The 26042-nt window shown below is 32.8% G+C and carries 21 protein-coding genes and 2 pseudogenes; 14 read left to right on the forward strand and 9 right to left on the reverse strand.

Going from position 1 to position 26042, the window contains the following annotated elements:
* Positions 1-30: 30 nt before the first annotated feature.
* Positions 31-864 carry a sulfite exporter TauE/SafE family protein gene (locus tag ACVBED_RS09240; RefSeq protein ID WP_447121605.1) on the forward strand — a complete coding sequence of 278 codons (834 nt, stop codon included), beginning with the start codon at positions 31-33 and terminating at the stop codon, positions 862-864.
* A 3-nt stretch (positions 865-867) separates the two neighbouring features.
* Here the strand turns inward: ACVBED_RS09240 and ACVBED_RS09245 are convergent, their stop codons facing one another.
* Positions 868-2472, reverse strand: coding sequence for a S8/S53 family peptidase (locus ACVBED_RS09245; protein ID WP_473094905.1), 1605 nt, complete (start codon positions 2470-2472; stop codon positions 868-870).
* 185 nt (positions 2473-2657) lie between these two features.
* On the opposite strand from ACVBED_RS09245, the gene ACVBED_RS09250 reads away from it, so the two are divergent.
* The 4 genes and pseudogenes from ACVBED_RS09250 to ACVBED_RS09265 form a co-directional block, all read left to right on the forward strand.
* Complete coding sequence (locus ACVBED_RS09250; protein ID WP_447121609.1) at positions 2658-3785, forward strand: DegT/DnrJ/EryC1/StrS family aminotransferase; 1128 nt, start codon at positions 2658-2660, stop codon at positions 3783-3785.
* A gap of 23 nt (positions 3786-3808) precedes the next feature.
* Positions 3809-4834: pseudogene (galE, locus tag ACVBED_RS09255) on the forward strand (UDP-glucose 4-epimerase GalE).
* Between the two features lie 19 nt (positions 4835-4853).
* A complete protein-coding gene (locus ACVBED_RS09260; RefSeq protein WP_473094906.1) occupies positions 4854-6011 on the forward strand; it encodes a hypothetical protein in 1158 nt (385 codons plus the stop codon).
* 33 nt (positions 6012-6044) lie between these two features.
* Positions 6045-6155 (forward strand): annotated as a pseudogene (locus tag ACVBED_RS09265) (UDP-glucose 4-epimerase GalE); the annotation flags it as partial.
* 79 nt (positions 6156-6234) lie between these two features.
* On the opposite strand, the gene ACVBED_RS09270 reads toward ACVBED_RS09265, so the two are convergent.
* From ACVBED_RS09270 to pnuC, 5 genes are all read right to left on the reverse strand, one after another.
* Positions 6235-8766, reverse strand: a complete 2532-nt coding sequence (locus ACVBED_RS09270) for a TonB-dependent receptor domain-containing protein (protein ID WP_473094907.1) — start codon at positions 8764-8766, stop codon at positions 6235-6237.
* Positions 8767-8844: 78 nt separating this feature from the next.
* Positions 8845-9870, reverse strand: a complete 1026-nt coding sequence (mltG, locus tag ACVBED_RS09275; protein ID WP_473094908.1) for an endolytic transglycosylase MltG — start codon at positions 9868-9870, stop codon at positions 8845-8847.
* Positions 9871-9876: 6 nt separating this feature from the next.
* A complete protein-coding gene (gene dapF / locus ACVBED_RS09280) occupies positions 9877-10635 on the reverse strand; it encodes a diaminopimelate epimerase (RefSeq protein WP_473094909.1) in 759 nt (252 codons plus the stop codon).
* Positions 10636-10751: 116 nt separating this feature from the next.
* Positions 10752-11396 (reverse strand): hypothetical protein, encoded by a 645-nt coding sequence (locus ACVBED_RS09285; protein ID WP_473094910.1) that lies wholly within the window; start codon positions 11394-11396, stop codon positions 10752-10754.
* A 105-nt stretch (positions 11397-11501) separates the two neighbouring features.
* Positions 11502-12176 carry a nicotinamide riboside transporter PnuC gene (gene pnuC, locus ACVBED_RS09290; RefSeq protein ID WP_447121619.1) on the reverse strand — a complete coding sequence of 225 codons (675 nt, stop codon included), beginning with the start codon at positions 12174-12176 and terminating at the stop codon, positions 11502-11504.
* A 160-nt stretch (positions 12177-12336) separates the two neighbouring features.
* On the opposite strand from pnuC, the gene ACVBED_RS09295 reads away from it, so the two are divergent.
* From ACVBED_RS09295 to secD, 4 genes are all read left to right on the forward strand, one after another.
* Positions 12337-14031 (forward strand): amino acid permease, encoded by a 1695-nt coding sequence (locus ACVBED_RS09295; protein WP_447121620.1) that lies wholly within the window; start codon positions 12337-12339, stop codon positions 14029-14031.
* Between the two features lie 64 nt (positions 14032-14095).
* Positions 14096-15109 (forward strand): WD40/YVTN/BNR-like repeat-containing protein, encoded by a 1014-nt coding sequence (locus ACVBED_RS09300; protein WP_473094911.1) that lies wholly within the window; start codon positions 14096-14098, stop codon positions 15107-15109.
* Between the two features lie 72 nt (positions 15110-15181).
* Positions 15182-16546 carry an oxygen-independent coproporphyrinogen III oxidase gene (hemN, locus tag ACVBED_RS09305; RefSeq protein WP_447121622.1) on the forward strand — a complete coding sequence of 455 codons (1365 nt, stop codon included), beginning with the start codon at positions 15182-15184 and terminating at the stop codon, positions 16544-16546.
* Positions 16547-16767: 221 nt separating this feature from the next.
* Positions 16768-19686 carry a protein translocase subunit SecD gene (secD, locus tag ACVBED_RS09310; protein ID WP_473094912.1) on the forward strand — a complete coding sequence of 973 codons (2919 nt, stop codon included), beginning with the start codon at positions 16768-16770 and terminating at the stop codon, positions 19684-19686.
* Positions 19687-19759: 73 nt separating this feature from the next.
* Here the strand turns inward: secD and rsmA are convergent, their stop codons facing one another.
* Complete coding sequence (rsmA, locus tag ACVBED_RS09315; protein WP_447121623.1) at positions 19760-20524, reverse strand: 16S rRNA (adenine(1518)-N(6)/adenine(1519)-N(6))-dimethyltransferase RsmA; 765 nt, start codon at positions 20522-20524, stop codon at positions 19760-19762.
* Positions 20525-20658: 134 nt separating this feature from the next.
* On the opposite strand from rsmA, the gene ACVBED_RS09320 reads away from it, so the two are divergent.
* From ACVBED_RS09320 to rluF, 5 genes are all read left to right on the forward strand, one after another.
* Entirely contained in the window at positions 20659-21555 is an 897-nt protein-coding gene (locus ACVBED_RS09320) for a cell division protein FtsX (protein WP_473094913.1), read from the forward strand.
* Positions 21555-21860 carry a DUF3098 domain-containing protein gene (locus tag ACVBED_RS09325; RefSeq protein ID WP_447121624.1) on the forward strand — a complete coding sequence of 102 codons (306 nt, stop codon included), beginning with the start codon at positions 21555-21557 and terminating at the stop codon, positions 21858-21860. The genes ACVBED_RS09320 and ACVBED_RS09325 overlap by 1 nt, the downstream gene beginning before the upstream one ends.
* A 73-nt stretch (positions 21861-21933) precedes the next feature.
* On the forward strand, positions 21934-22752 hold the full coding sequence (locus tag ACVBED_RS09330; RefSeq protein ID WP_473094914.1) for an undecaprenyl-diphosphate phosphatase: 819 nt from the start codon (positions 21934-21936) through the stop codon (positions 22750-22752).
* Positions 22753-22914: 162 nt separating this feature from the next.
* Positions 22915-23604, forward strand: a complete 690-nt coding sequence (gene truB, locus ACVBED_RS09335; protein ID WP_447121625.1) for a tRNA pseudouridine(55) synthase TruB — start codon at positions 22915-22917, stop codon at positions 23602-23604.
* Positions 23605-23608: 4 nt separating this feature from the next.
* Entirely contained in the window at positions 23609-24334 is a 726-nt protein-coding gene (gene rluF / locus ACVBED_RS09340) for a 23S rRNA pseudouridine(2604) synthase RluF (protein ID WP_473094915.1), read from the forward strand.
* Positions 24335-24338: 4 nt separating this feature from the next.
* Here the strand turns inward: rluF and ACVBED_RS09345 are convergent, their stop codons facing one another.
* The gene (locus ACVBED_RS09345; RefSeq protein WP_473094916.1) at positions 24339-24779 is read right to left on the reverse strand and encodes a phosphohydrolase; all 441 of its coding nucleotides are present in this window, start codon (positions 24777-24779) and stop codon (positions 24339-24341) included.
* A 121-nt stretch (positions 24780-24900) separates the two neighbouring features.
* Positions 24901-26042: glycosyltransferase family 2 protein (locus ACVBED_RS09350; RefSeq protein ID WP_473094917.1), on the reverse strand; the 1142-nt coding region annotated here is incomplete at its 5' end.

A 26042-nucleotide genomic window follows, 5' to 3' on the forward strand; every position in this document is an offset into this window, starting at 1 on the left:
GCACCTTTATACTTTATTTAAAATTTACCTATGTCACCAGAACTCGTTCTTATTTCTTTAGTAATTATTAGCGCAGTCATAAGTCTTTACGGTTCTTTGGTTGGTTTTGGCGGCGGTATTTTTATGGTTCCTATTCTTATTACTTTTTTTAAATATCCGCTTCATTTGGCAGTAGGGACCTGTATGATTTCTCTAGTTGGTTCGGCTTTTATCTCTACTTATTATAACCGAAAAAATAGTTTTGTCGATTTTAAAATGGGCACTTTATTAGAAATCCCAACAATTATTGGTGTAATCATAGGAAGTTTACTTTTAAGTTATATTGCTGCAGATAAATTAGAATATCTTTTTGCAGCGATGGTTTTTTTTCTAGGACTTTCGTTCTTCGTTAAAACTAAAAGTAAAAACCAAAGTAAAGATGGATTTTTTGTCCGACTAAATAAAATGAAGCCCAGAATAGTAATTAAAAATCATAGAAATTTTGTCGCATATAGAGCAAGTTTAGCGATGGTTTTATTTTTTGGAAGTGTTTCCGGTGTTTTGGCGGGACTATTCGGAGTTGGTGGCGGATTTATGAAAACGCCTATTATGCTGAAAGTTTTTAAAATTCCACCAAAAATAGCGACGGCAACAGCATTATTTATGATTGTAATTACAAGTGTTACAGGAAGTGTCAGCCATTATTTACAAGGCCATATTGATTTCAATAAATCCTGGCCGGTTATTTTGGGTTTTGCATTAGGTGCGATTGGAGGAAAAAAAATAAATACCCATTTACAAGATAAAACTTTAGAAAAAATGATTGGGAGTGGTTTACTGATCGCCGCAATTGTAATGACAGCGAACTTTCTTTACAATCATTAAAATTTATTTTTTGATAAATTTTTGTACATGAGTTTTTTTATCTGTAGTAACCTTTAAAAAGTATACCCCTGAAGACAAATTATTTACGTTATTTGAGGGCAAAGATCCCAAATTTCGAATGAATCTTCCTAAACTGTCATATAACCCCTCTGAGATAATTTTTTCCGTAGTTTGAAAATTTAAATTATCCTTAACAGGATTTGGATATATTTTTAAATCATTGGAAACTGATACTTTGTTGGTAAGTAACAATTTACTTAAAACATTTCCGAAATTTAATATTCCATAACCTTTTTGATCATCATGACCTGGATACAAAGAAGAATTTTGGCGTAGTAAATTTTTTAAATCATCACGGTTCTCCGAACCCATTGCCTGAAGCAAGCAAGCAATTCCACCCGCAGCTAGCGGTGTCGCAAAAGAAGTTCCGCTGGCAGAAGTTACGTTATTGTTAAATCCCAGATAAGTAGAAGAACCTCTTGCAATTGCATCAGGTTTTATATCACCAGTTGAATTGGGACCGAATGAAGAAAAATCAGATGAATTTCCGTTTGAATCCACGGATCCAATTGAGAAAACATTTTTATTATCTGCCGGCGTTACCAAATAATGCCAGGAATGTAAGGCTTCATTTCCATTAGCAGCTACTACAAAAATACCTTTTGTTGTGGCAATTTCTGCACCTCTTGTAATAAAGGAAGTTTTACCATTCATATCTGAATAAAGTAAATTATACCGGGAATCATCAAATTTATTATAACCAAGAGACGTTGAAATAATATCAACTCCTTTTCTATCGGCTTCTTCAGCCGCTTCTATCCAATAAAGTTCTTCCTGCGGGATTTCTTGCGTTGCGTCTTCCGATGCATAAAGGTAAAAATCTGCGTCCGGGGCGGAACCAACAAAACTATTTGCCACATAAGACGCAATAACACCCAAACAATAGGAACCGTGGTTATTTAATGCTGTATTATAAATATCAGTATTTTTTTGAACAAAATTATAACCGCCTTTTATTTGATTATTATCTCTAATTCTTGCATAAACTGAACCAGTATCCACCGTTGGGAAACCCGTGTCAAGTACAGCTATTGTGATGCCACTTCCGGTATAACCAGCGACATGAACTGGCCGAAGATTGACCTGATCAATTTGCGCCGCGCCACTTCCATAGTTAAATGTGGTCAAAGCATTTTTATTAAACAATTCAAATTTGTCTGACTTCGTATAATTTTTTTTAGTCACCGCAGAGTTATGCACTACAAAACTTTCAACTGATCTCACATAAGTTTTTAATCTCAGATCTACTACTTGAGCAGCGTTTGCTTCTATAACAACGCCATTTAACCATTTAGAATAATCTGTAACTGTAAAGCCTAAATTTTTAATGTTTTGAATGTAACTTAACTCGATTGGTGCATCTTGGTCGTTTAAAGCAATACCTAATTTTGTCCTTCTGTCTAAAGATTTCTGAGTTAATTCTGTCGTAGGATTCGCATAAAACGCGGCTTTATTTGGTTTGTCTTTAAAATAAACAAAGACTAATTCAGTTTGAGCGCTTAGAGATACTATGCAAACGAAGGCACAAAAAAATAGAATTTTTTTCATTTGAAGTAATTTTGGTTAAAGATATGCGTTTTGCAATTTTAATTAATATATTTTAAAAACTGAATTTTTAATTTTCACTAAAATTGAAGTAAATCCTATTTAATATCATAGATTATCTGCATTTTATGCCTTTAAGATTTAAATTAAAAACAATTAAAATACGTATTTTTGTAAAAAATAGTTATATGAAACCAATTCAGATGGTTGACTTACAAAGTCAGTATTACAGAATAAAAAGTGATTTAGATAATGCCTTATTAAACGTTATAGATTCTGCAGCATTCATCAATGGACCAGAAGTAAAGGCTTTTCAGGCAGAGTTAGAAGACTATTTAGACGTAAAGCATGTTATTCCTTGTGCAAACGGGACGGATGCTTTGCAAATTGCTTTGATGGCTTTAAATTTAAAAGAAGGCGACGAAATTATTACCGCAGATTTTACGTTTGTAGCTACCGTAGAAGTAATCCATCTTTTAAAATTAAAATCAGTTTTAGTAGATGTGGATTATGACACTTTCACAATGGATATCGAAAAATTAAAAGCTGCGATTACGCCTAAAACGAAGGCAATAATTCCAGTTCATATTTTTGGTCAATCTTCTAATATGGAAGAAATTATAAAAATTGCCAAAGCGCATAATTTATATATTATCGAAGACAATGCACAGGCAATCGGTTCAGAATTTACATTCTCTGATGGCACAGTAAAAAAATCTGGAACGATGGGAATTATTGGAACGACTTCTTTTTTTCCTTCAAAAAATCTTGGTTGCTATGGCGATGGTGGTGCACTTTTTACAAATGACGATGAACTCGCACACAAAATTAGAGGCATCGTAAACCACGGAATGTATGAGCGTTATTACCATGATGAAATTGGCGTTAATTCCAGATTAGACAGTTTGCAAGCAACAGTTTTAAGAAAAAAATTACCGTTTTTAGATTCTTACAATGAAGCGCGCAGAAAAGCAGCTGATTTCTATGACGAAGCTTTTGCCCATCTACCAAATGTTTTACTTCCAAAACGGGCAGAATATTCTTCACATGTTTTCCACCAATATACATTAAGAATTACCAACGGAAAAAGAAATGAATTACGCGATTTTTTAGCAGGAAAAGACATACCGGCGATGATCTATTATCCCGTTGCGCTTAGAAAACAAAAAGCCTATTTTCAAGATTCTGATCCTAAAGACTTTGTAAATACCGATCAGCTTTTAGATGAAGTTCTCTCTTTGCCAATGCACACAGAACTTGATGAAGAACAATTGAAATATATTACAGATTCTGTGTTGGAGTTTTTTAAAAAATAATTTTTTTACTTTTAAATCATAAAATGACCATACTCGTAACTGGCGGACTAGGCTACATCGGTTCGCACACTGTTGTAGAACTTTTAAATAATAATTTTGAGGTTGTTATTATTGACGACTTTTCTAATACTGAAAAATTTATTTTAAAAAATATTGAAACAGTTTCAGGTAAAAGACCAATTTTTTATCCTTTTGATTTAAAGAGAAAAGAATTGCTGCATCAGGTTTTTGAGGCACATCAAATTGATGGTTGTATTAATTTTGCTGCTTTTAAAGCAGTGGGAGAGAGCCAGAAAAAACCAATCGATTATTATGAAAATAATTTATTCACTCTAATTAATATTTTACAGGAATTTAAAACGCGACATATTTCTAATTTTATTTTCAGTTCTTCTTGCACAGTTTACGGACAAGCTTATGAACAGCCAATTAACGAAAATTCGCCTTTAAAAACACCTGAAAGTTCTTACGGTAAAACGAAGCAAATGGGTGAAGAAATTTTAAAAGATTTTGCCTCTGCGCATCACAGAAAAGTATCGCTATTAAGATATTTCAATCCAATTGGTGCACATCCAACCGCACTTTTGGGTGAGTTGCCATTGGGAATACCAAATAATTTAGTGCCTTACGTGACCCAAACTGCGGCGGGAATCCGAGAGAAATTAAGTCGACTTTGGAGGGCGATGTGACATCCTACACCCGACGGTACTGCGATTAGAGATTATATTTATGTGGTAGATTTAGCAAAAGCACATGTAAAAGCCTTAGAGAAATTAATTAACGAAAAATCTGAAACCGTCATTGATATTTATAATCTTGGAACTGGAAAAGGTTCTTCTGTTTTAGAAGTGGTCACTGCTTTTGAGCTAGCAAATAATGTAAAAATTCCCTATCAGATTTGTGAAAGAAGAGCTGGTGATATTACCATTGCTTTTGCAGACGCCTCAAAAGCTGAAAAAGAACTCAATTGGAAAGCAGAAACTTCCTTAGAAGAAGCTTTGAGAACAACCTGGGAATGGCAGAAATATTTAGAGACAAGAGAAAATTAATTTTAAATAAATATTTACAATGATAAAAAAATTTCTTTTATTGGTTTCGGTTTTTATCTTTAGCAATACATTATTTTCTCAAAATAAATCTGAAAATGTAGTTTATATTGTTGATAATATTACCGTAAAAGACGATCCTGAACGAGGAAATGAAATTAATAATGATGATATTGACAAAGTAAACGTTGTAAAAAATAAAGATTCTCTTAAAAAATATAGTTTTGAAAAATTCGATGAAGCCATTTTCGTTTACACTAAAGAATTTAAGATAAGACCTATTGAAAATAAAAAAATTCCCTCAACGAAACAGATGGAAATGAAAAACGGAAATGTTTGGTATTTCAATGATCAAATTTATACCGGAAAATTTATTGATTATTATTACAGCGGAAGAATACAAGGAGAGGGCTTTTTAAAAAACGGAAATTTGGATGGTTTAAGAAAAACGTATTTTCAAAATGGAAAAACTTCATTAGAAAGAATTTATACAGCCTCAATTCCAAATGGCTTAGAAAATGAATATTTTGAAAATGGTTCTTTGAAGCAAAAAGGTAATTTTATAAATGGAAAAGAAGAAGGAATTTGGGAAAATTATTTTCCGAATGGAAATTTACACCAACAAAGTAATTTTAAAAATGGAAAAATGGTTGTTGAATCTAAAATTTTTCATTCTAATGGGAAAATTTATAGAATTGAAAAAATCATAGAAGATAAAATTCTTCCCGATCAAAGTTTTGAAGAAGTTGATAATCAAATGAGTAAAGCAAAGAAATCCGCTGAAAATGGTGATGAAAAATTGTCTCTAAAAATGCTTACAAAAATTATTGAAACAAATCCAAATTATAAAGATGCTTATTTTTCAAGAGGAACAATGCTTTTAAACCAAATGAAATTTGATGAAGCGATTTCTGATTTTGACAAAGCAATAGAAATTGAACCTTATTACGATTTTGCACTTGCCAATCGTGCTTTTGCAAGAATAAGAAAATATGAATTAGGAGGAAATCGTAAATTAATTGATAATTCAGAAATTACTGTTTTGGCAGGAAAAAAAGACGCTGAAATTCCCGAAAATGAAAAATCAAAAATTTGTTCTGATTTAAAGATGGCAATATTTCTAGGTGATAGAAATGATATGAATTATGACGCTTTAGAAAAATATTGTAAGAAAAAATAAACTTCTTCAAAGCGATGAAATTACTATTTTTAAAATGCTAATATAAAAGAAAATGAACTCAATTGGAAAGCAGAAACTTCCTTAGAAGAAGCTTTGAGAACAACCTGGGAATGGCAGAAATATTTAGAGACAATAGAAAATTAATTTATATAATTGATACAAAAAAGTCCTGAAATATAAAATTTCAGGACTTTTTTTATGCACCAATGATCGTCTATAACTATTACGCTGGACCTTGGTCTTGATCGCCAGAATAAGAGTTGTTAATGTCTTTTTTCTGTTTTGGCTGATCAATTTTAGTACCTTGTTTGAAGCGGTAAGTAAATGATAATGTAAACTGACGCGGTTGGTATTGGTTATAAGAATATTGCGTGTAAGTTAAACCCGTGAAACTATATTCTCTGGCTCTGGTATTAAAAATATCCTGAATATTAAAAGCCAAAGTACCGTCGCCTTTCATAATAGTTCGGGAGGCACCAAAATTAATCACGTAAGAAGATTTCCTGTCAGTGCTAACACTTTTTTCTGCCCCACGGTAAGATCCCTGAAACTGAAAAGAAGTATTTTTATCCGGCTTAAAAGTGGTAGTTAAACGAATTCTGCTAGAAAAACCAGTTCCATTGAAATTAAACCCTTCGTAGTTTCCCGTATTATTGTAACCATACAAATCTAAACTTCCCATTAAACGAAACCATTTAAATGGATCATAAGATCCGTTTAAATCTAAACCATATTGCGTATCAGACCCTGCATTAACTGGCTGTGTAGATATCGAAGTTATCCCATTTACAATTACTGGAACTTGTATAAAATTTACTTCATCTTTTGATTTTTTATAGTAAAGGGTTGGGTTAAAAGTTAATTTTTTAGAGGATAAACTGTAGCCCAATTCGAAGGAATTTTCATAAGTCGGGTTTAAATCTGGGTTCCCTCTGAATAAACTTCTGCTGTCATAAGAATTAAATGGCACAAGGAAGAATGATCTTGGACGCTGAACTCTGCGCGAATAATTTAAAAGTAATTGATTGTTTTTACCTAAATCATAACTTAGAAAAACACTCGGAAAAAAACCAGTGTAATTTTTATTTTTTGTAACACGTTCGCCAGTCCCAATATTTTTATAATCAATATTGATGGCTGTGTTTTCTACACGTGTACCAACTTGGTAGCCGAAATCACCAACTTTACTTTTAAATTGTGCATAAGCGGCGGCAATTTTTTCAGAATAAAATGTATTGCTTGTAAATTCGCTCAATGGGCTAAAAGCTACATTGTTTAAACTTTGATCTACCGCATAATTATAGACGTTTTTAGTGTAATCATATCTTGCACCAGCATCAATAGTAGATTTATCACCCAATGGCAAAGTGTAATCTGCTTTAGCCAAATAGGTTCTGTTTTCAGAAGTGCTAAAAACATTACTTGCAGTGGTTGAAGTTTTGTTTAAGGTAGAAAAACTATTCTCTCTTAAAAGTGAATTGTTATCGCTTTTACTATTTTGCAAACTTCCGGAAAGTGAAAACACTTGTCCTTTATCGCCAATTTTTTGATCAAATCCTAAGTCAGCTTGAAAAGAATTATTTTTTCGTTCGCCAGTATTGTTTTGCAACGTTGTCAGATCATATGATCCTTTCGTTCCGGCGCCATTTTTAGTGAAATACGTTTCAAAATAATTACTTGTATCGTTAGATGTATAATCGTAATTTCTAAACATCACAGAAGCATTTAAACTGGCTTTCGGAGTTAAATCTACTACAAAACCAGTATTCACATTATAAGATTTACTTTCGCCTTTACTTTCCGCATCCTGTTTTCTCAGTATTAAATTTTGATCTTGCAGCGTATCTTGATTTAGTAAAGTTTGATACAGTAAATTATTTTTAGATTTATTTTTACTATAGCCGCCACCGCCGTTGATAAAATAGGTCCAATCACCTTTTTTCCAACTAAGGTTTGTATTTAAATTTGTTTGCGGAAGATATCCAATAGCTCCGGTGACACTTCCATTAAAACCTAATTTTTTAGATTTTTTAAGTATGATATTTAAAATTCCTGCAGTACCAGATGCTTCATATTTAGATGACGGATTTGTTATCACTTCGATCCGGTCAATTTGATCAGCCGGAATTGTTTTTAAAGCATCCGCACCGTCATTAATTCCTAGCAATGCTGAAGGTTTACCGTTAATTAAAAATTTAATATTGGTATTCCCTCGCATCGAAACCGTGCCGTCAACATCTACAGAAATGGAAGGAACATTACTTAAGACATCTTGTAATGTGCCGCCTTTGCTTAGTAAATCAGATGAAGGATCATATATTTTTTTATCTAATTCTACGCGGTATGGTTTTGGTGCCGCGGCCAATATTACGACTCCAGCAATGTCTTGCGTTTTAGTTACAGAACTTTCTGGTGAAATAATAAAATTTTTGGATATGATGGCAGAAGTTACAACGAAAGTAGAAGTTAACTTTGCAAAATCAATTGCTTCCACTGTAACAGAATAATTTCCCGGGGCTAACGTAATTTTATACTGTCCTTTTTCATCCGTTAATGCAGCGTCTGTATTAATTTTGTTTTCATTATTTATAAAAGTGATAGATGCATAAGGAATTTTTGATCCTTGAGATCCACTAACATCACCTGTAACTATTGTTTTTTGCTGTGCAAAGGCTAAACTGGCGGCCCCCAAAATGAAGGTAAGACCCAAGGTTCTTTTTTTGATAATTGAAATAAATTCAAATTTAGAGATCATTTATATAATTTTACTAATTAGTATCTTATTTTTCATTATTGTTAATAAAGACAAAGTTAAATTTATCTTAATTTTTTTTTACTTAATTTGTCTTGCATTTAGCCACTCTTGGTAAGCTTTCGCATTGATAGCGTGTTGTGCAGGATCATCTGTAAATTTATGAAACCCAAAACGTTCTGGATCTGCACACATATAAATGAAATTGTTTTTTTGCGCATTTAGAACCGCATCAACAGATTTTTTATCAACCATACATATTGGACCAGGTGGAAGGCCAAGATTTGCATAAGTGTTGTATGGAGAATCTTGTTTTAAATCTTTAAAATAAACCCTCTTAATTTTTTTTGAATAATTACTCGCTTTATTTACTGCGTAGATTACTGTAGGATCACTTTGCAGTTTCATTCCTTTGTGATAACGGTTTAAATAAAGCCCGGCAATTGTTTTCATTTCATCTGGTTTATCGCCACTTTCTTTAAAAACTATTGAAGCTAGAGCATAGATCTGATTTCTAGTTAAGCCAGAATTTTTTTCCTTCTCTACTCTTTCAGAGGTCCAAAAGTCAATATAGTCTTTTTCAAATTTTTTAAAAAATTCTTCAGGTTTTACCGTCCAGAAAAAATTATATGTATCAATGAAAAAGTAAAATTTCAAATCTTCAGGCGAAGTAAGATTTTTCGAAGCTGCTATTTTATCAAAACCATTTACAAACTTTAGGGAATCAAGTTCTGTTTTTTTTGTTACTTTCCCGATCATTTGGTAAACATCATCAAAATCGCCTATTCTAAAGGAATTTTCGGTTTGGTTTCCCGATTTTATCATATTTACCAAATCACTACTTCCAGTGCCAGATTTTATTTTGTAACGACCTGCAAAGTATGTTTTTTCTAATTTTTTAGCTCTTGCAACCTCTATAAATTTACTTTTATCCTTCAAATAGGGAGAAATAGAATCTATTATTTGGTTAAAATTGGAATTATGAGGTATTAAAACATAGCCTTCCTTCGCAACATTATTTTCAAAATTTTGACGATAATATCTGAATCCGAAAACAGTAATAAGCACTAAAACAATAAATGCTACTAATAAACCTGCTTGTTTCATGTAATTTTAAATACTAATTTTCCCCTTAAAAACTTGTTTAGCCGGTCCTTCCAGCCAAATATTGACAAAGCCCTTGTCTTTTTTTTCAGCAGAAACTGTTAAATTTCCGCCAATCGTTTTTACTTTTACTTTTTTATTTTCGTTGATAAATGGCAGAGCTGCAGCAGTAACACCTGTTCCGCAGCTATAGGTTTCATTTTCCACACCACGTTCATAAGTTCTGACATAAATGGAATCTGATGCTAAAATTTGAACAAAATTAACGTTGACACCCTGCTCTAAATATTTTGTTGAATTTCTAATTTTGTAGCCTTCTGCAAAAACTTTATAATGCTCTAAATCATCTACAAACTTTATAAAATGTGGAGATCCTGTATTAATAACAAAATTTTCTTCGTCTTTGAAAATCTGTTCAACATCAATCATTTTCAATTTCACAATTCCATTATTGATTTCCGCTTCATGAACTCCGTCCACAGCTTCAAATTTTGTATGGTCTTCAAAAAGATCTAGAAAGTGGGCAAAAGCTACTATGCATCTTCCACCATTACCGCACATACTCTCGCCCTTACCATCACTATTGTAGTAAACCATTTTAAAATCCAAAGATTCATGATTTTCGAGAAGAATTAAGCCATCAGCACCTATACCGAAGCGACGTTCACAAAGATTTTCAATTACTTTTTCATCTTTCAGAAATTGTTGATCACGGTTATCAATGATAATAAAATCATTTCCAGTCGCTTGATATTTATAAAATTCCATAATTAATTTTAAGTTTGCAAATTTAGTTATAAATAGTAGTATTTAAATTAAAAAAAATAAATCGTTAAAACAATGATTTATAAAAGTTTTATTTCCATGACTTTTTTTAAAAAAAATTATTTTGGCTCTTCTCTCGTAATATCTGTTTTTACACGAACCTCTCTCTGCTGTGACGAATTACTACTTCTAAAGCCGCTATCATCAGTATTGTTGTGGCTTCGAATAATATTTTCTGTGGTCACTTGCGGATTATTTTGAATGCGAGGAATAACAGATGGGGCAGGTGAATTTCTAAATCCTGCGCTGTTGTCGATTCTGATCTGAGGGTTAATTTGAATTCTTGGTCTATATGATGGTGAAGGTGTATTTCTAAAACCATCATTAGTTGATTGGTTCCCTCGAGTATTATTTCGGATAATTACCCCGTCAGAGTTACCTCTGTCATTTCTTACTGAATTTTGATCACGCTGAGACTTACTTCTTTTTTCCAGATAAATTCTTCTTTGATTGTTTCCATAATAGTAAGGAACATTATTTTCATATTGATAATTCATGTTATCTCTATAATAATATCCATCATTCGCGTAATAACCGCCATTTCCATAGTAGGATGATGGGGCATAATAATTGCCGTTATTGTAAATGGCATTGTAATACCCGTTTTGGTTGTTATTAGAATATGCATCAGGATAAGCAACACATGAAGTTAAACCTCCCAATATAACTGCTCCAAAAACTATTTTATTTATTAACTTTTTCATGATATTTTCGATTAAATGTTTCATTTAATTATACTGATACCAAAACTTTGCCGAAAAGATATATTGCTTAAAAGCAGCTGTTTACTATTAAAACAGTCTTAATATTTATGAGTTGACTTTTTTAGGTTGAATGCTTTTTTTCCATTCAAAATAGCCGATGACTGCCATAATTGTAAAGATTAAATATTGTAAGGAAGTGATTCCCAACCCTCTGTAAACAAGCATCGGAATACAGATGAGATCACCCACGATCCAAAAAAGCCAGTTTTCTATTTTCCTTTTTGCCATCAACCACATGCCAACCAGAAAAATAGAAGTTGTGAACACATCCATCCAATTACCTTTATCCATATGATTTAGATTAAGTTTGACACCGTTCATTGAAAAATGATTGTCAATATAAGGTTTAAAATAATATATAAAAATCACCAAAACCATACTTACAGCAAAAAGAATAATTGAGTACTGCCAGGTTTCTCTATCAGCTTTTTCTACTTCAATATGTATGTGATCTTTGGAATTTTCTGACCACAAAACCCAGCCATAAATACTCATAACTGTATAATAAAAATTGATCATCATATCTCCGAGATATCCGGCATTAAACATTATAAAAATATAAATTCCGGTAGAAATGATTCCCGTCGGATAGACCCAGATATTTTTTTTAACTGAAAAATAAACACTAAGAATTCCAAAAGAGGCTCCGATAAATTCTAAAAATATTTGATAGACAGAGTAACTTTCATAAGGTTTTAGAAAAAGATCGTGAAAATTCATATTTCCAAAGATAAAAATTTATATGATTTAAAATTATGAATTAATTTAAATATTTTTTTATTTAGAAACTTATTTAAAAAAGTAATTAAAAGTTAAAAAAAGTTAATACTTATAATTTTTTCCTATTTTCGTAGCTCGTAAAAACAAAATATATATAACTATGTCGAATATTTGGAAGACAAAACCATTATCACAACTCCTTGATGAATCCGAAGAATCGGAGGACGGTCTAAAAAAAACGCTCTCTGCTGGTGCGCTTGTTGCGCTAGGAATTGGGGCAATTATTGGTGCCGGATTATTTTCAATTACTGGCTTAGCGGCCGCAGATTATGCAGGTCCTGGTATTATGATCTCCTTTGTAATAGCAGCAGTTGGCTGTGCTTTCGCAGGATTGTGTTATGCGGAATTTGCCTCAATGATTCCTGTTGCGGGAAGTGCTTACACATATTCTTACGCGACAATGGGAGAATTCATCGCCTGGATTATCGGTTGGGATTTAGTTTTAGAATACGCAGTTGGTTCCGCCACGGTAGCCTCCAGTTGGTCTGGTTATCTCGGTAAATTATTCAGTGCTTTTGGCGTTGCACTTCCACAGGGACTTATGAATACGCCATTTGACACCTATACTTTATTGAATGGAACAGTGCACAGTGGTTTTATAAACTTACCTGCAGTTTTCATCGTTTCAATTATGTCTTTAATCTTAATTAAAGGTACAAGTGAATCAGCAATGGTGAATAATTTTATTGTATTTCTTAAAGTAACGATTGTATTTGTCTTTATTTTCGTTGGTTTCAAATATGTAAAAGCAGAAAATTTAACACCATTGATCCCAGAAAATACAGGTAAATTCGGAAACTACGGTTGGTCTGGAATTATTAGGGCTGCAGCGGTTGTCTTTTTTGCCTATATTGGTTTTGACGCGGTTTCTACAGCAGCGCAAGAAACTAAAAATCCTAAAAAAGCAATGCCGATTGGGATTATGGGTTCACTGGTGATCTGTACAATTTTATATATTATTTTCGCTTACGTAATGGTTGGTGTCGTTAATTATAAAGAATTTACTGCAGGATCCGGAGCAGACCATTTAGCACCGGTTGCCACCGCAATCGAACATATGGGAAAGATGGTAAACGGGACAATTGTACCTGAATATCCATGGTTAAATACCACCATCATTTTCGCAATTTTGTTAGGCTATTCTTCTGTGATTTTAGTAATGCTAATGGGGCAAAGCCGCGTGTTTTATTCGATGAGTAAAGACGGATTATTACCAAAAGTATTCTCAGAAATTCACAAAAAATTTAGAACGCCTTATAAATCAAATTTATTTTTTATGGTATTCGTAAGTCTTTTTGCGGCTTTCGTCCCGGGAAGAGTAGTTGGTGAAATGACGTCAATCGGGACTCTATTCGCATTTATCTTAGTTTGTATCGGTGTTTTGGTTTTAAGAAAAACACAGCCGAATGCACCAAGAGCTTTTAGAACACCTTTGGTTCCTTTAGTTCCTATTTTAGGCGTTTTAGTGTGTTTAGGAATGATGGTATTTTTACCTTTAGATACTTGGATTCGTTTAATAGCTTGGATGATGATTGGATTGGATGTTTATCTTTACAGAGGTATTAAAAACAGTATTTTAGGTAATGCAGACGGAAATGGAAATGACAATAAAACGTACAGAATTACCGCTTATGTTGGTTTAGTAATGACCGTTTTATTAGGAATTTTAGGATATTTCCATCATTTAGATGTCGTTGCTGGTGGCTCTACCGCAAATTTAATTGCATTTTCGGGTGCGATGGTTTTAGTTCATTTAGCAATTTATATTTATTACTTGGTTAAAAAATCAAAATAGAAATATGTAAAAATCCCGCAAATTATTTTTGCGGGATTTTTCTTTTTAATCTAAATTTTTAATGATGAAAAAACAATTTGTTGTATTTCTTTTGATATTTATCGGATCTTTTTTGAACGCCCAAACCTTAAAATTTAAAACTTTATTGCAAGATAAAATTAGCATTCGTGCGTTGCAAATTTATGACGGTAAAGTTTGGTATTCCGGTACCGATTCGAAATTTGGTTTTGTGGATTTAAAAGATTTAAAAAAGCAAAAACAAATAAAATTATCAGATAATAATTTGCAATTTCGAACATTAGCTCAAGATAAAAATAATTTTTATGCCATTAATGTCGAGAGTCCAGCATGTTTTTTTAAAATTAATAAAAAATCTTTTGTTTCTAAGATTATTTATACAGATGCATCAACAACGGCCTTTTATGACGCCCTACGTTTTATCAATGATAAAGTAGCATTTGCATTTTCTGATTCTGACGATTCTAAGAAATTAAAATTGTTCATTTACAATAACGATAAGTGGAGTCATTTTAAAAATCCTATAATTTTAAATGAGGGAGAAGCCGCTTTTGCTGCAAGTAATACGAATCTAGTTTCTTCTAATAATTATTTATGGATTGCAACTGGTGGAAAATTTTCCAGAATTATTAGAATGAATTTTAAGTCAAATAATTTTGAAGTTTTTAAAACACCTTTCATTCAGGGGACTTCTTCTACAGGAATTTATAGTATTGATTTTTATAAAGATAATTTTGGAATTGCGGTTGGGGGAGATTATGCCAGACAATCTGATAATGTCAATAACATTGCAACAAGCATTGACAAAGGAGAAACTTGGCAAATTCAAGCGTCTGGAAAAAATGCAGGCTATATGACTTGTGTTAAAATCCGTCCCGGCTCAAAAGGAAAAGAAATTATTGCCGTTGGCGATCAACATATTTCATACTCAAATGATTTCGGCAAAAGTTGGACAAAAATTTCAGATGAAAAAAACCTTTATGTCTTTACTTGGCTTGATAAAAACACCTTGGTCTTTGCTGGAAAAGATAGAATTCTAAAAGCGGAACTGAGTTTATAACCATTATTAATTTAAGATAAAATTCATAATTCACAAATCAAAATTCAGAATTCATTTTCGTAATTTTGCCTAATGAAAAATTCTTTAGTAGATAAATATAATATTCCTGGTCCGCGTTACACGTCTTACCCTACCGTTCCTTATTGGGATGAAGCAGGTTTTAGTGAAAATGCCTGGGAAAAATCAGTTATAAAATCGTTTAACGAAAGCAATTCTGAAGAAGGTATTTCAATCTATATTCATCTTCCTTTTTGTGAAGCACTTTGTACTTTCTGTGCGTGTCACAAGCGAATTACCAAAAAACATTCCGTAGAAACACCCTATTTAGAAAGTGTTTTAAAGGAATGGGATTTGTATTTAAAATTATTTAATGGTGAAAAACCAAAATTAAAAGAACTTCATTTAGGCGGCGGAACGCCTACTTTTTTCTCACCAGCAAATCTAAAAACTTTATTAGAAGGCTTATTTTCTACGGTTGAAATTGCTGAAAATCAAGAATTTAGTTTTGAAGGTCATCCAAATAATACGACAAAAGAACATCTTCAGGTTTTATTTGATCTGGGTTTTACACGTTGCAGCTTTGGCGTTCAAGATTACGATCCAGTTGTGCAAAAAGCAATTAACAGAATTCAGCCGTTTGAAAATGTGAAAAACGTGACGGAGTGGGCGCGGGAAATTGGGTATAAAAGTGTCTCACATGATTTAATTTTTGGTTTGCCACACCAGACCTGGGAAAAAATGGAGCACAGTATTCATCGAACGATGGAATTAAAACCAGATCGTTTGGCGTTTTATTCTTATGCGCACGTGCCGTGGATAAAAGGAGTTGGTCAACGTGGTTTTGATGAAAATGATTTACCAAGTGGCGAAGAAAAAAGATTCCTTTACGAAAACGGAAAAAAATTATTAGAAGATTTGGGTTACATAGAAGTTGGAATGGATCATTTTTCTTTAGAACACGACGATCTGTATCAATCTCTAAAATCTGGAAATATTCACCGAAATTTTATGGGTTATTCTTCCAGTAAAACCCAATTAATGATTGGTTTAGGTATGTCTGCCATTTCAGATTCTTGGTATGCTTTTGCCCAAAATGATAAATCCGTAGAAGACTACCAAAAAAGAGTAGAAGATGGAAAAATTCCTGTGGTAAAAGGTCATATTTTAGATGAGGAAGATTTAAAAATACGCCAACATATTTTGAATTTAATGTGCCGTTTAGAAACTTCATGGGATCTGCAAACAGCTTTTCCGGAAATTGAAAACGCTATAGAAAATTTAAAGGAAATGGAATCTGATGGATTAATTAAAATCACTAAAAATCAAATAAAAATTACTGAAAAAGGCCGTGCTTTTACTAGAAATGTCGCAATGACTTTTGATCTCAGAATGCTTAGAAACAAACCAGAAACTCGAATTTTTTCGATGACTGTGTAAGTTTTTTTAACTGTATAATTCTGAAAATAAAATTTTATAAAATCAAAGTTTGAGTCTAAAGCTCAAACTTTTTTCATTACATTAAAAAAATATAGTCAGAAAGTCTTTTAAATTTGTAATTTGGATAGAATTTTTCCCTTAAATTATGAAATAAATTCATATTTAACAAGATTTTAAGTATATTTGCCGCCTATAATTTTTAATGTTGTAAATACAAAACAATGCAAGGAAAAGGACTTATTGTTACCATCGCAGTTATTTTAGGACTCATCTGTTTAAGCGCGCTTGTGCCTACATTTTATGCAAGTAACATAGAAAATCGTGCGGAAGCTATTGCCGGAAATGATCCAGTGAAATACAAAAAAGAATTAGACAGACTTGCAAAAGACACTCTAAATCTGGGCATTAAAAAATTAGATTATAACACGGCCAAGAAAAATGAAATGAAGTTAGGCCTCGATTTAAAAGGAGGTATCAACGTTTTATTGGAGATTAACCAAAAAGATTTAGTGAATGATTTAACTAATTATTCTGTAAATCCGGTCTTAATTGAAGCCTTAAATAGAACTGATCAGGTTCAAAAAAAATCAAGTAAAAATTATATAGAGGATTTCTTTACAGAATTTTCTACGGTAAATAAAGAAAAAGGAGCAAATTTAAAACTTGCAGATCCTGAAATTTTTGGAAATCAGGGTTTAAGTGAAATTAAATACAATACTTCCGATGAAGAAGTAAAATCTATCGTTAGAAAAAAGATAGAAGCATCAATTGGAACTGCTTATGAAGTAATACGGACAAGAATCGATAAAACGGGAGCTGTACAACCAAACGTTCAACGTGTTCCGGGAACTGCACGTATTTTCGTTGAAATGCCGGGCATAAAAGATATTGACCGTGTAAAAAAATTGCTTCAGTCTTCTGCAAAATTACAGTTTTGGGAGGTACAGCAAATCAACGAAGTTGGACCTTATTTTCAACAGCTAGCTCAAGTAATTGCTACGAAAGGCGATTCTATGGGCGTTTCAAATAAAACAAATCTTATCAGTGTTTTACAGTTAACAGGCGCGCGCTCTCAAGGTGCAGCAAATGTAAAATTATCAGATACGGCAGTTGTAAATAAAATTCTTAACAGTAAAATTGCGCAGGATTTAAGACCGTCAAATGTAAAATACACACAGTTTATATGGGGTTACAAACCGGAAACAACTGATGCTAATAATTTGGTTTTATATGCCATTCGAGGTAATATTACACAAAGAGCTCCGGTTGACGGCGCTGTAGAATCTGCCCGTGTTAACTATGACGATCTGGGTAGAGTGGTTGTAGATATGCAAATGGACCAAAAAGGTTCCAAGGAATGGAAAACTTTAACGGAGAAAAATGTTGGAAAACAGGTTGCCGTAACTTTGGATGGTCGCGTTTACACCGCACCGAATGTACAGGGAGTAATTCCGAATGGAAGAACACAAATTTCTGGAAATTTCTCACCGGAAGAAGCAAAAGATCTAGTTGATGTTCTAAGCGCAGGTAAATTGCCGGCTGGCGCAAAAATCGTTCAGGCAGATGTTGTAGGACCATCTTTGGGTGCAGAATCAATCCACGCAGGATTTTTATCATTTATAATCGCGTTTTGTATAATCATTGTTTATATTATATTCTATTATGGTGGCGCTGGGATTTTCGCGGTTATTGCAATGATCATCAATTTATTTTTCCTCTTTGGAATTATGAATTCAATTGGCGCAACACTTACACTTCCTGGGATTGCTGGTATCGTTCTGACAATGGCTTTAGCGGTCGACACAAATGTTATCATTTATGAAAGGACAAAGGAAGAACTCTTTGCCGGTAAAAATATTTTAGAAGCCTACAAAGACGGATTCAAACATGCTCTTTCTGCAATTATTGACGGCCATGCAACTACGTTATTGACAGCGGCAGTGCTGTTTTTCTTCGGAACAGGACCAATTAAAGGTTTTGCAGTTACTTTGGGAATTGGTTTGCTAATGACTTTCTTTACTTCTGTACTTTTATCAAGAGTAATGATTTTTAGCCGTTTGAATAAAGGTAAAAAATTATCCGTTTGGACAAAACCTACTAAAAATCTTTTCAGAAATGTATGGTTAGATTTTATTGGTAAAAGAAAATATACTTATATTTTCTCCATAATTTTAACGGTTGGAAGTTTAATCTCTATTTACACCAATAGTTTTAAATTTGGTATTGACTTTACAGGTGGTAGAAATTATGTTGTAAAATTTGAAAAACCTGTTGATGCAACTTCTGTAGAAAAAAGCTTAACAAAACTATTTAAAACGGAAAGCGGCCAAGAAAGTTCTGTCGAAACAAAAACATTTGGTAAGGATAATCAACTAAAAATCTCAACAGATTATTTAATTGATGATGCGTCTTTAAAGGCCGATCAAACAATAGAAGCGAAATTATATGAGGGCTTAAAACCAAATCTTCCGGCAAATCTTACTTTACAAGAATTTAAAGCAGCGGATGTTTCTCATGCAGGAATTGTATCTTCTACGAAAGTAGGACCAACCGTCGCAGATGATATTAAAACTGGCGGAACTCAGGCATTTATTTTAGCAATTGTAGGTATTTTTATCTACATATTAGTAAGATTTAGAAAATGGCAATTTTCTCTGGGGGCGATTGTAGCCTTGATCCACGATTCAATTATTATTTTGGGAGCCTATTCATTATTTTATAAATATGCCCCGTTCAACATGGAAATTAATCAGGATTTTATCGCCGCAATTTTAACAGTTCTAGGTTATTCTATTAATGATACAGTGATTGTATTTGATCGAATTCGGGAATATTTACGTGAGAAAAAATCAATTTCATTGGCTGGATTATTTGATGATTCAATTTCAAGTACTTTGGGTAGAACTTTTAACACTTCGTTTACGACATTGTTGGTGATTTTAGCCATCTTTATCTTTGGTGGTGAAAACCTTCGAGGATTTATGTTTGCGTTGCTTTTAGGTATTGGTTTCGGTACTTATTCATCCATATTCATAGCTTCTGCAATCGCTTATGATTTGCTTAAAGGAAAAGGTAAATCATCAGACGAAAAATTACATGGAATTACAACTTCTAGTGTTGAAGTTCCTGTGAAAAAATAAATTTAAATTTATAAAAGTAAAAACACCATTTCACTAGCTGAAATGGTGTTTTTACTTTTATAAAGAATAGTTATTACTTTGCTTCCCATAAATGCGTCAGTTCCAGAAATTCTATTACAGAAAGTTCTTCCGCCCGCTGCGTCATAAAACGGTGTTCAAATAAATTTTCAGGAATTCCTATAACTTTTAAAGAATTGCTTAGCTTTTTACGTCTCTGTCCGAAACCTGCTTTTACTATTTTTTTAAACAATATTTCATTTCCTTCTAAGCCTTCCGTTAAATTTCTGCGAAGTTTGATCACGCCAGATTTCACTTTTGGCGGCGGATCAAAAACATTCTCATGAACTGTAAAAAGATATTCTACGTCATAATAGGCCTGTACTAAAACTGATAGTATTCCGTAATCTTTTGTTCGTGGAACCGCTGCAACTCTTTCTGCGACTTCCTTTTGAAACATTCCAACCATTTGTGGAACTTTTGTGTAATTTTCAATTATTTTGAACAAAATTTGAGAAGAAATATTATACGGGAAATTTCCAATGACGGCGACTTGCGAATCAGTTTCAGGAAAGTTAAAAGTTAAAAAATCACCGATAAAATTGCTGTCATTTAGATTTAAATAATTTTGTTTTAAGTAATCAACAGATTCTTCATCAATTTCTGCCAGAAGCAATTCTTGATTTTTTTTTATCAGATATTTCGTCAATACGCCCATTCCGGGGCCAACTTCTAATATAACTTCATCATTTGTAAAATCTAGAGATTCCACAATATTTTCTGCAATACTTTCGTCCGTTAAAAAGTGCTGTCCTAAATGTTTTTTTGCTCTTACGCTCAAAGTGATTTTTTTTAAATTTATTTGAAAACTAATAATTTGTAAATCATTATTTATGATATGTTAACACTCATTTTTTGATTTCTAGGGCAAATTTCGGAAGATTTTTTCTAATTTAGCGCAAAATTGTAGATTTAATGGCAAAGACAGTTGAAGATTTTAATAAAAGCAGACTAAGATCCAGCAATATAACCGTAGTAGTGAGTATTGCGCTCGTTTTATTTTTAGTGGGACTTTTCGGTGTTATCTTATTAAATGCACAAAAGTACTCAGATTACTTAAAGGAGCAATTGGTTGTTAATGCGTATTTTGATCAGAATTTCACTGCCAAAGATTCCATTAAAGTTGCGGCACAAGAACAGGATGCTTTGAAAAAAATTGAAGTTTTACCAAGTGTTCGTCGTGCCACGTACATTTCGAGAAAGCAAGCAACTGTAGAAGCTAAGAAAAGTTTGGGAATTGACAGTCAGGCCTTGTTTGAGGCAGATATTTTTCCATCTTCTGTAGAAGTTTCTTTAAAACCCGAATACACAGATTCTATCCATGTAAAAATTGCAATCAAGCAATTAAAAAGTATTCCTGGAATTGTAGATGTGAAGAATGATTCAGATTCTGCAAAAGTATATGGAAAACTTGATACGATTCTAAAATGGGTTTTGGGACTGTCGATTTTATTTCTTGTTTTAGCAATTGTTTTAATTAATAATTCAATTCGTTTAAAAATATTTTCAAAAAGATTTATTATTAAAACGATGCAATTAGTTGGCGCCAAAAGGCGATTTATTTTAAAACCTTTCATTTTGGAAGCAGTTATTTTGGGTGCGGTTGGGGCAGTCTTAGGCTTACTCGCTTTATTTGGAGTTTGGTATTATTTCACTACAAATATTAAAACACCTTTTGTTCAGGAAACAGATCAGTATATTTATTTAATTTTAGTCGTTTTTTCAATTGGTATTTTTATAACTGTACTGAGCACAATCGTTGCCACATGGCGTTTTCTCCGTTCTAATGCAGATGATTTATATTACTCATAATGGCAAAAAAAAATTATAAATTTTCCGCTGATCAGTATGGTCAAAAGGAAATAGTTCCCGACAATAAACAGGAATTTTACTTTGGTAAAAGCAATTATAAATTGATGATCATTGGCTTTGTGATAACCGTGATCGGATTTATTTTAATGATGGGTCCCGATGCGAATACAGTTGATGGTAAATTCGATCCAAATGTTTGGAATGACGCTATTTTCTCCATAAGAAGGGTAAGAATTGCACCTTTATTTGTAATTGCTGGTTTCGTGATTCAGATTTTTGCAATCATGAAAAAAAATAAAGTTTAAAGAAATCATTAAAACGAAAATTAAATAATTTGTCAAGATTAAAATTTTTGGCAATTTTTTTTGAAACAAAACTATGGATACAATACAAGCAATTATTCTCGCAATCATAGAAGGTTTAACAGAATTTTTACCAATTTCTTCAACCGCACATATGGGATTTGCTGCCAATTTAATGGGAATGCAGGAAACAGAATTTTTAAAAATGTTTCAGGTTTCCATACAGTTCGGAGCTATTTTAGCAGTTGTTGCAGCCTACTGGAAAAAGTTTTTTGATTTTTCTAATCTTAAATTTTACTATAAACTGGTTTTCGCTGTAATTCCCGCTTTGGTTTTAGGATTTTTATTTAACGATAAAATTGAAGTTATTTTGGGCAATCAAATAGCGATTTCATCGATGCTCGTATTGGGTGGAATCGTTTTACTATTTGTGGATAATTGGTTTAAAAACCCCACTGTTCATGATGAAAAAGAACTGTCCATAAAAAAAGCAGTCATAATTGGTTTTTGGCAATGTCTCGCCATGATGCCTGGAACAAGTAGAAGCGCGGCTTCAATTATCGGTGGGATGACACTAAAATTAACCCGCAAAGCAGCTGCAGAATTTTCTTTTTTCTTAGCAGTTCCCACGATGGCTGCCGTTACAGTTTTCTCAGTTTTTGTTAAAACCTGGGGAAAAGGAACAGCAAATCCTATGAAAGGTTATCAAATGATAATGGCTGATCATCAGCATATTTTACTTTTTTTCTTGGGAAATATTATCGCATTTATTGTGGCTTTAATTGCTATAAAATCTTTTATTTCTCTGTTAAATAAATATGGTTTTAAACCGTGGGGTTGGTATAGAATTATCGTGGGGATCGCACTTTTAATTTATTTCAATTATTCCAAATAAATTATTTTGGGCAGCTTTTTCCGCCTTCCGTTCCCAATCTTTTTTTATTGCCTTTCATGTGAACTGCCTTTATAAAACATTAGTTAACCGCAATAAAAAAAGGATTTTCACTCAAGTCGGGCTGCTTAAAGTATATTTTTTTTCAAATTTTAGTTTTTAAGTATGACGGATCAAGATATTTTAGACGGGCAAATTATTCTTATAGATAAACCTTTAGACTGGACGAGTTTTCAGGCGGTAAATAAATTGAAGTATAAACTTAGAAAACAATTTGATTTACCTAAGAAATTTAAAATTGGTCACGCGGGAACATTAGATCCAAAAGCGACAGGTCTACTTATTGTGTGTACTGGAAAATTCACTAAAAGAATCTCAGAAATTCAGGACGCGCCAAAAGAATACCGCACAGAGATAAAACTTGGCTTTCAAACAGAAAGTTACGACACGGAGAAACCTGAAATTTTACCAAAAGACATTTCGAAAATTACTGAGGAAAATATTTTCGAAGTTTTAAGTCAATTTATCGGTGAAATAGAACAAAAACCACCTATTTTTTCTGCAGTAAAAATTGACGGAAAAAGAGCTTACAGTTTAGCAAGAGCAGGTGAAGAAGTGGTGACGAGAAGTCGTACAATTATTATTTCTCACCTAAGTGAAATAGAAATTGATTTGCCCTTTGTCAGTTTTACTGTGGGTTGTAGCAAAGGAACTTACATAAGAAGTTTAGCAAATGATATTGGTGAAAAATTGGAAGTTGGTGCCTATTTAACTAAACTAAGGCGAACAAAAATTGGTGATTATTTCATCGAAAATGCAAATGAAAAATGTTTAGAAAATGAGTTTGAATTTTAAGTAAATGCAGGAAAAAACACGCATAAACAAATATCTCTCAGAAGTAGGATTTTGCTCTCGCAGAGCAGCTGACAAACTATTAGGGGAGGGGAAAATCACCATCAACGGTGAAGTTCCTGCGATGGGAACAAAAGTTTCAGATGAAGATGAAGTTCGGGTTGAAGGAAAATTAATTAAAGAAAATACTGAAAAGCCTGTTTATATTGCGGTAAATAAACCAATTGGTATTGTTTGCACGACTGATCAAAAAAGAGAGCAAAATAATATCGTAGATTTCGTCAATCACCCAACAAGGATTTTTCCTATTGGAAGATTAGATAAACCCAGCGAAGGTCTAATTTTAATGACGAATGACGGCGACATTGTTAATAAAATTTTGCGCGCTAGAAATAACCACGAGAAAGAATATTTGGTTCGCGTGGATAAACAAATTACGCACACTTTTATTGAAAAAATGAAAAATGGCATTCCAATTTTAGATACCGTTACAAAAAAGTGTGAAGTTGAGAAATTAGATAATTTTCAATTTAGGATCGTATTAACACAAGGTTTAAACCGACAAATTCGTCGTATGTGTGAATATCTTGGTTACGAAGTTAAAAAACTTAAACGCCTTCGGATCATGAATATTAAACTGGATCTTCCTTCCGGAAAATGGCGGGACTTAACTGAGGATGAACTTCGTGATTTAAATAAGCTATTAGAAGATTCTGACAAAACTTTTAACTAAATTATCAGTACTTTTCGATTAAATAATGGTACGCTTTCAGGTACTTGTTTAGTCTTTTTAAATCTCTTTCCGTCATTAATGTTATAAAACGGGTCAAATCCATATTGTCTTTTAAATCATTGATTTTGACAGCAATCGCGAGGGGTGACTGTTCTACCTTTTTAATAAAGTTATCATAATCCATTAAATCGTCAGTTTTTGTTAGACAATCAATTGCGAAAACAACTTCTTCAGAAAAACCCTCAAATCTTAAATCATCCAAAGAAACTTCCGGGCAATCTTCAATGACATCGTGCAAAACTCCCACAATTTTTTCATCAATTGTTTTTCCTGAGTTCATTACGCGCATAACGTGTCCGATATACGGAGCATCAAATTTGTCAGTTTGTTTTCTGTGGGCTTTTTCAGCGATTTTTACGGCTTTGTAAAGTAGCTTTTCTTTCATTTATTAAAAGTGATTGATAGTAAAATAGGATGTAAATTTTTCATTAGTCTTTTGCAAAATTGCTTTCTCAGTACAAATATTTTTTAAATGTCAAAACCTTAACAAAGTCTATTTTTAATATTTAATTACTGGCTTGTTCTTTCACATTTCCTGTTCTTTTCAAGACACCCCAGTTTTGAATTTCACCTTTCAAAGCTTTCCGGATAGATTTAAATAAAATATAATACATCAGCTGGCGGTAAACCAAACGCTGAGGAATCATCCAGATCAATTTTTTAAAATCTTCTCTTTCAAAAGCAAACGCAATGGCAGCGCCTAAAATATCAACCAAAGAGAAAATGATATAATATAAAATAATGTGATAGGGATCTGCTACAATAAGTCCAAAACCGGAAAGCAGTAAACTCAATACCAAAAGTAAATCTGCCAAAGGTGCTAGAAAAGGTAAAATAATTTGATAAAGTAAAATGTTGGGTAAAGCGATTCTACCAAAATTTTTGTATTCCGTACGGAAAATTGCATCCCGGTGTTTCCAGAAACTTTGTAAAATACCAAAACTCCAGCGGAATCTCTGTTTTAAAAACTGACCAATTGTTTCCGGCGCTTCAGTATAAGAAAGCGCATCATTACAATTGGCGATAATATAACCTGTTTTATGCAACCTCATAGTTAAATCACAATCTTCTGCTAAAGTATCCGTCGTAAAACCACCCGATTCAATTACCGCATTTCTTCTAAAAGCACCGATCGCACCTGGGATTACCGTAATACAGTTTAAATAACCAAAAGCCCTTCTATCAAAATTTTGTGAGGTAATATATTCAATACTTTGCCATTTGGTTATCATGTTGATTTCGTTACCAACCTTAACATTTCCGGCAACAGCACCCGTTTCCTGTGGTAAATTTTCCATGTAAAAAGCGTCCATCAATCTTGAAACTGCATCTTCTTTTAACTGCGTATCTGCGTCAATACAAACTACAAATTCTGATTCTGTATGTGAAATTCCAAAGTTTAAAGCAGAGGCCTTTCCTCCATTTGGTTTAGTTAAAACTTTTACCTTCGAATTGCCTTCAAATGCTTTCTTTACATTTTCAAAGGTCAGGTCTTTACTTCCATCATCAACAAAAACGATATCAAGAAATTCATAATCCTGTTTCAAAAGAGAATTGACTGTTCTTACGGCATTTATTTCCTCATTATATGCGGGCACAATAACACTCACTTTTAAACCTGAAGGAATTCCTCGAAATTTTTCCTTAT

Source organism: Halpernia sp. GG3, assembly GCF_052976925.2.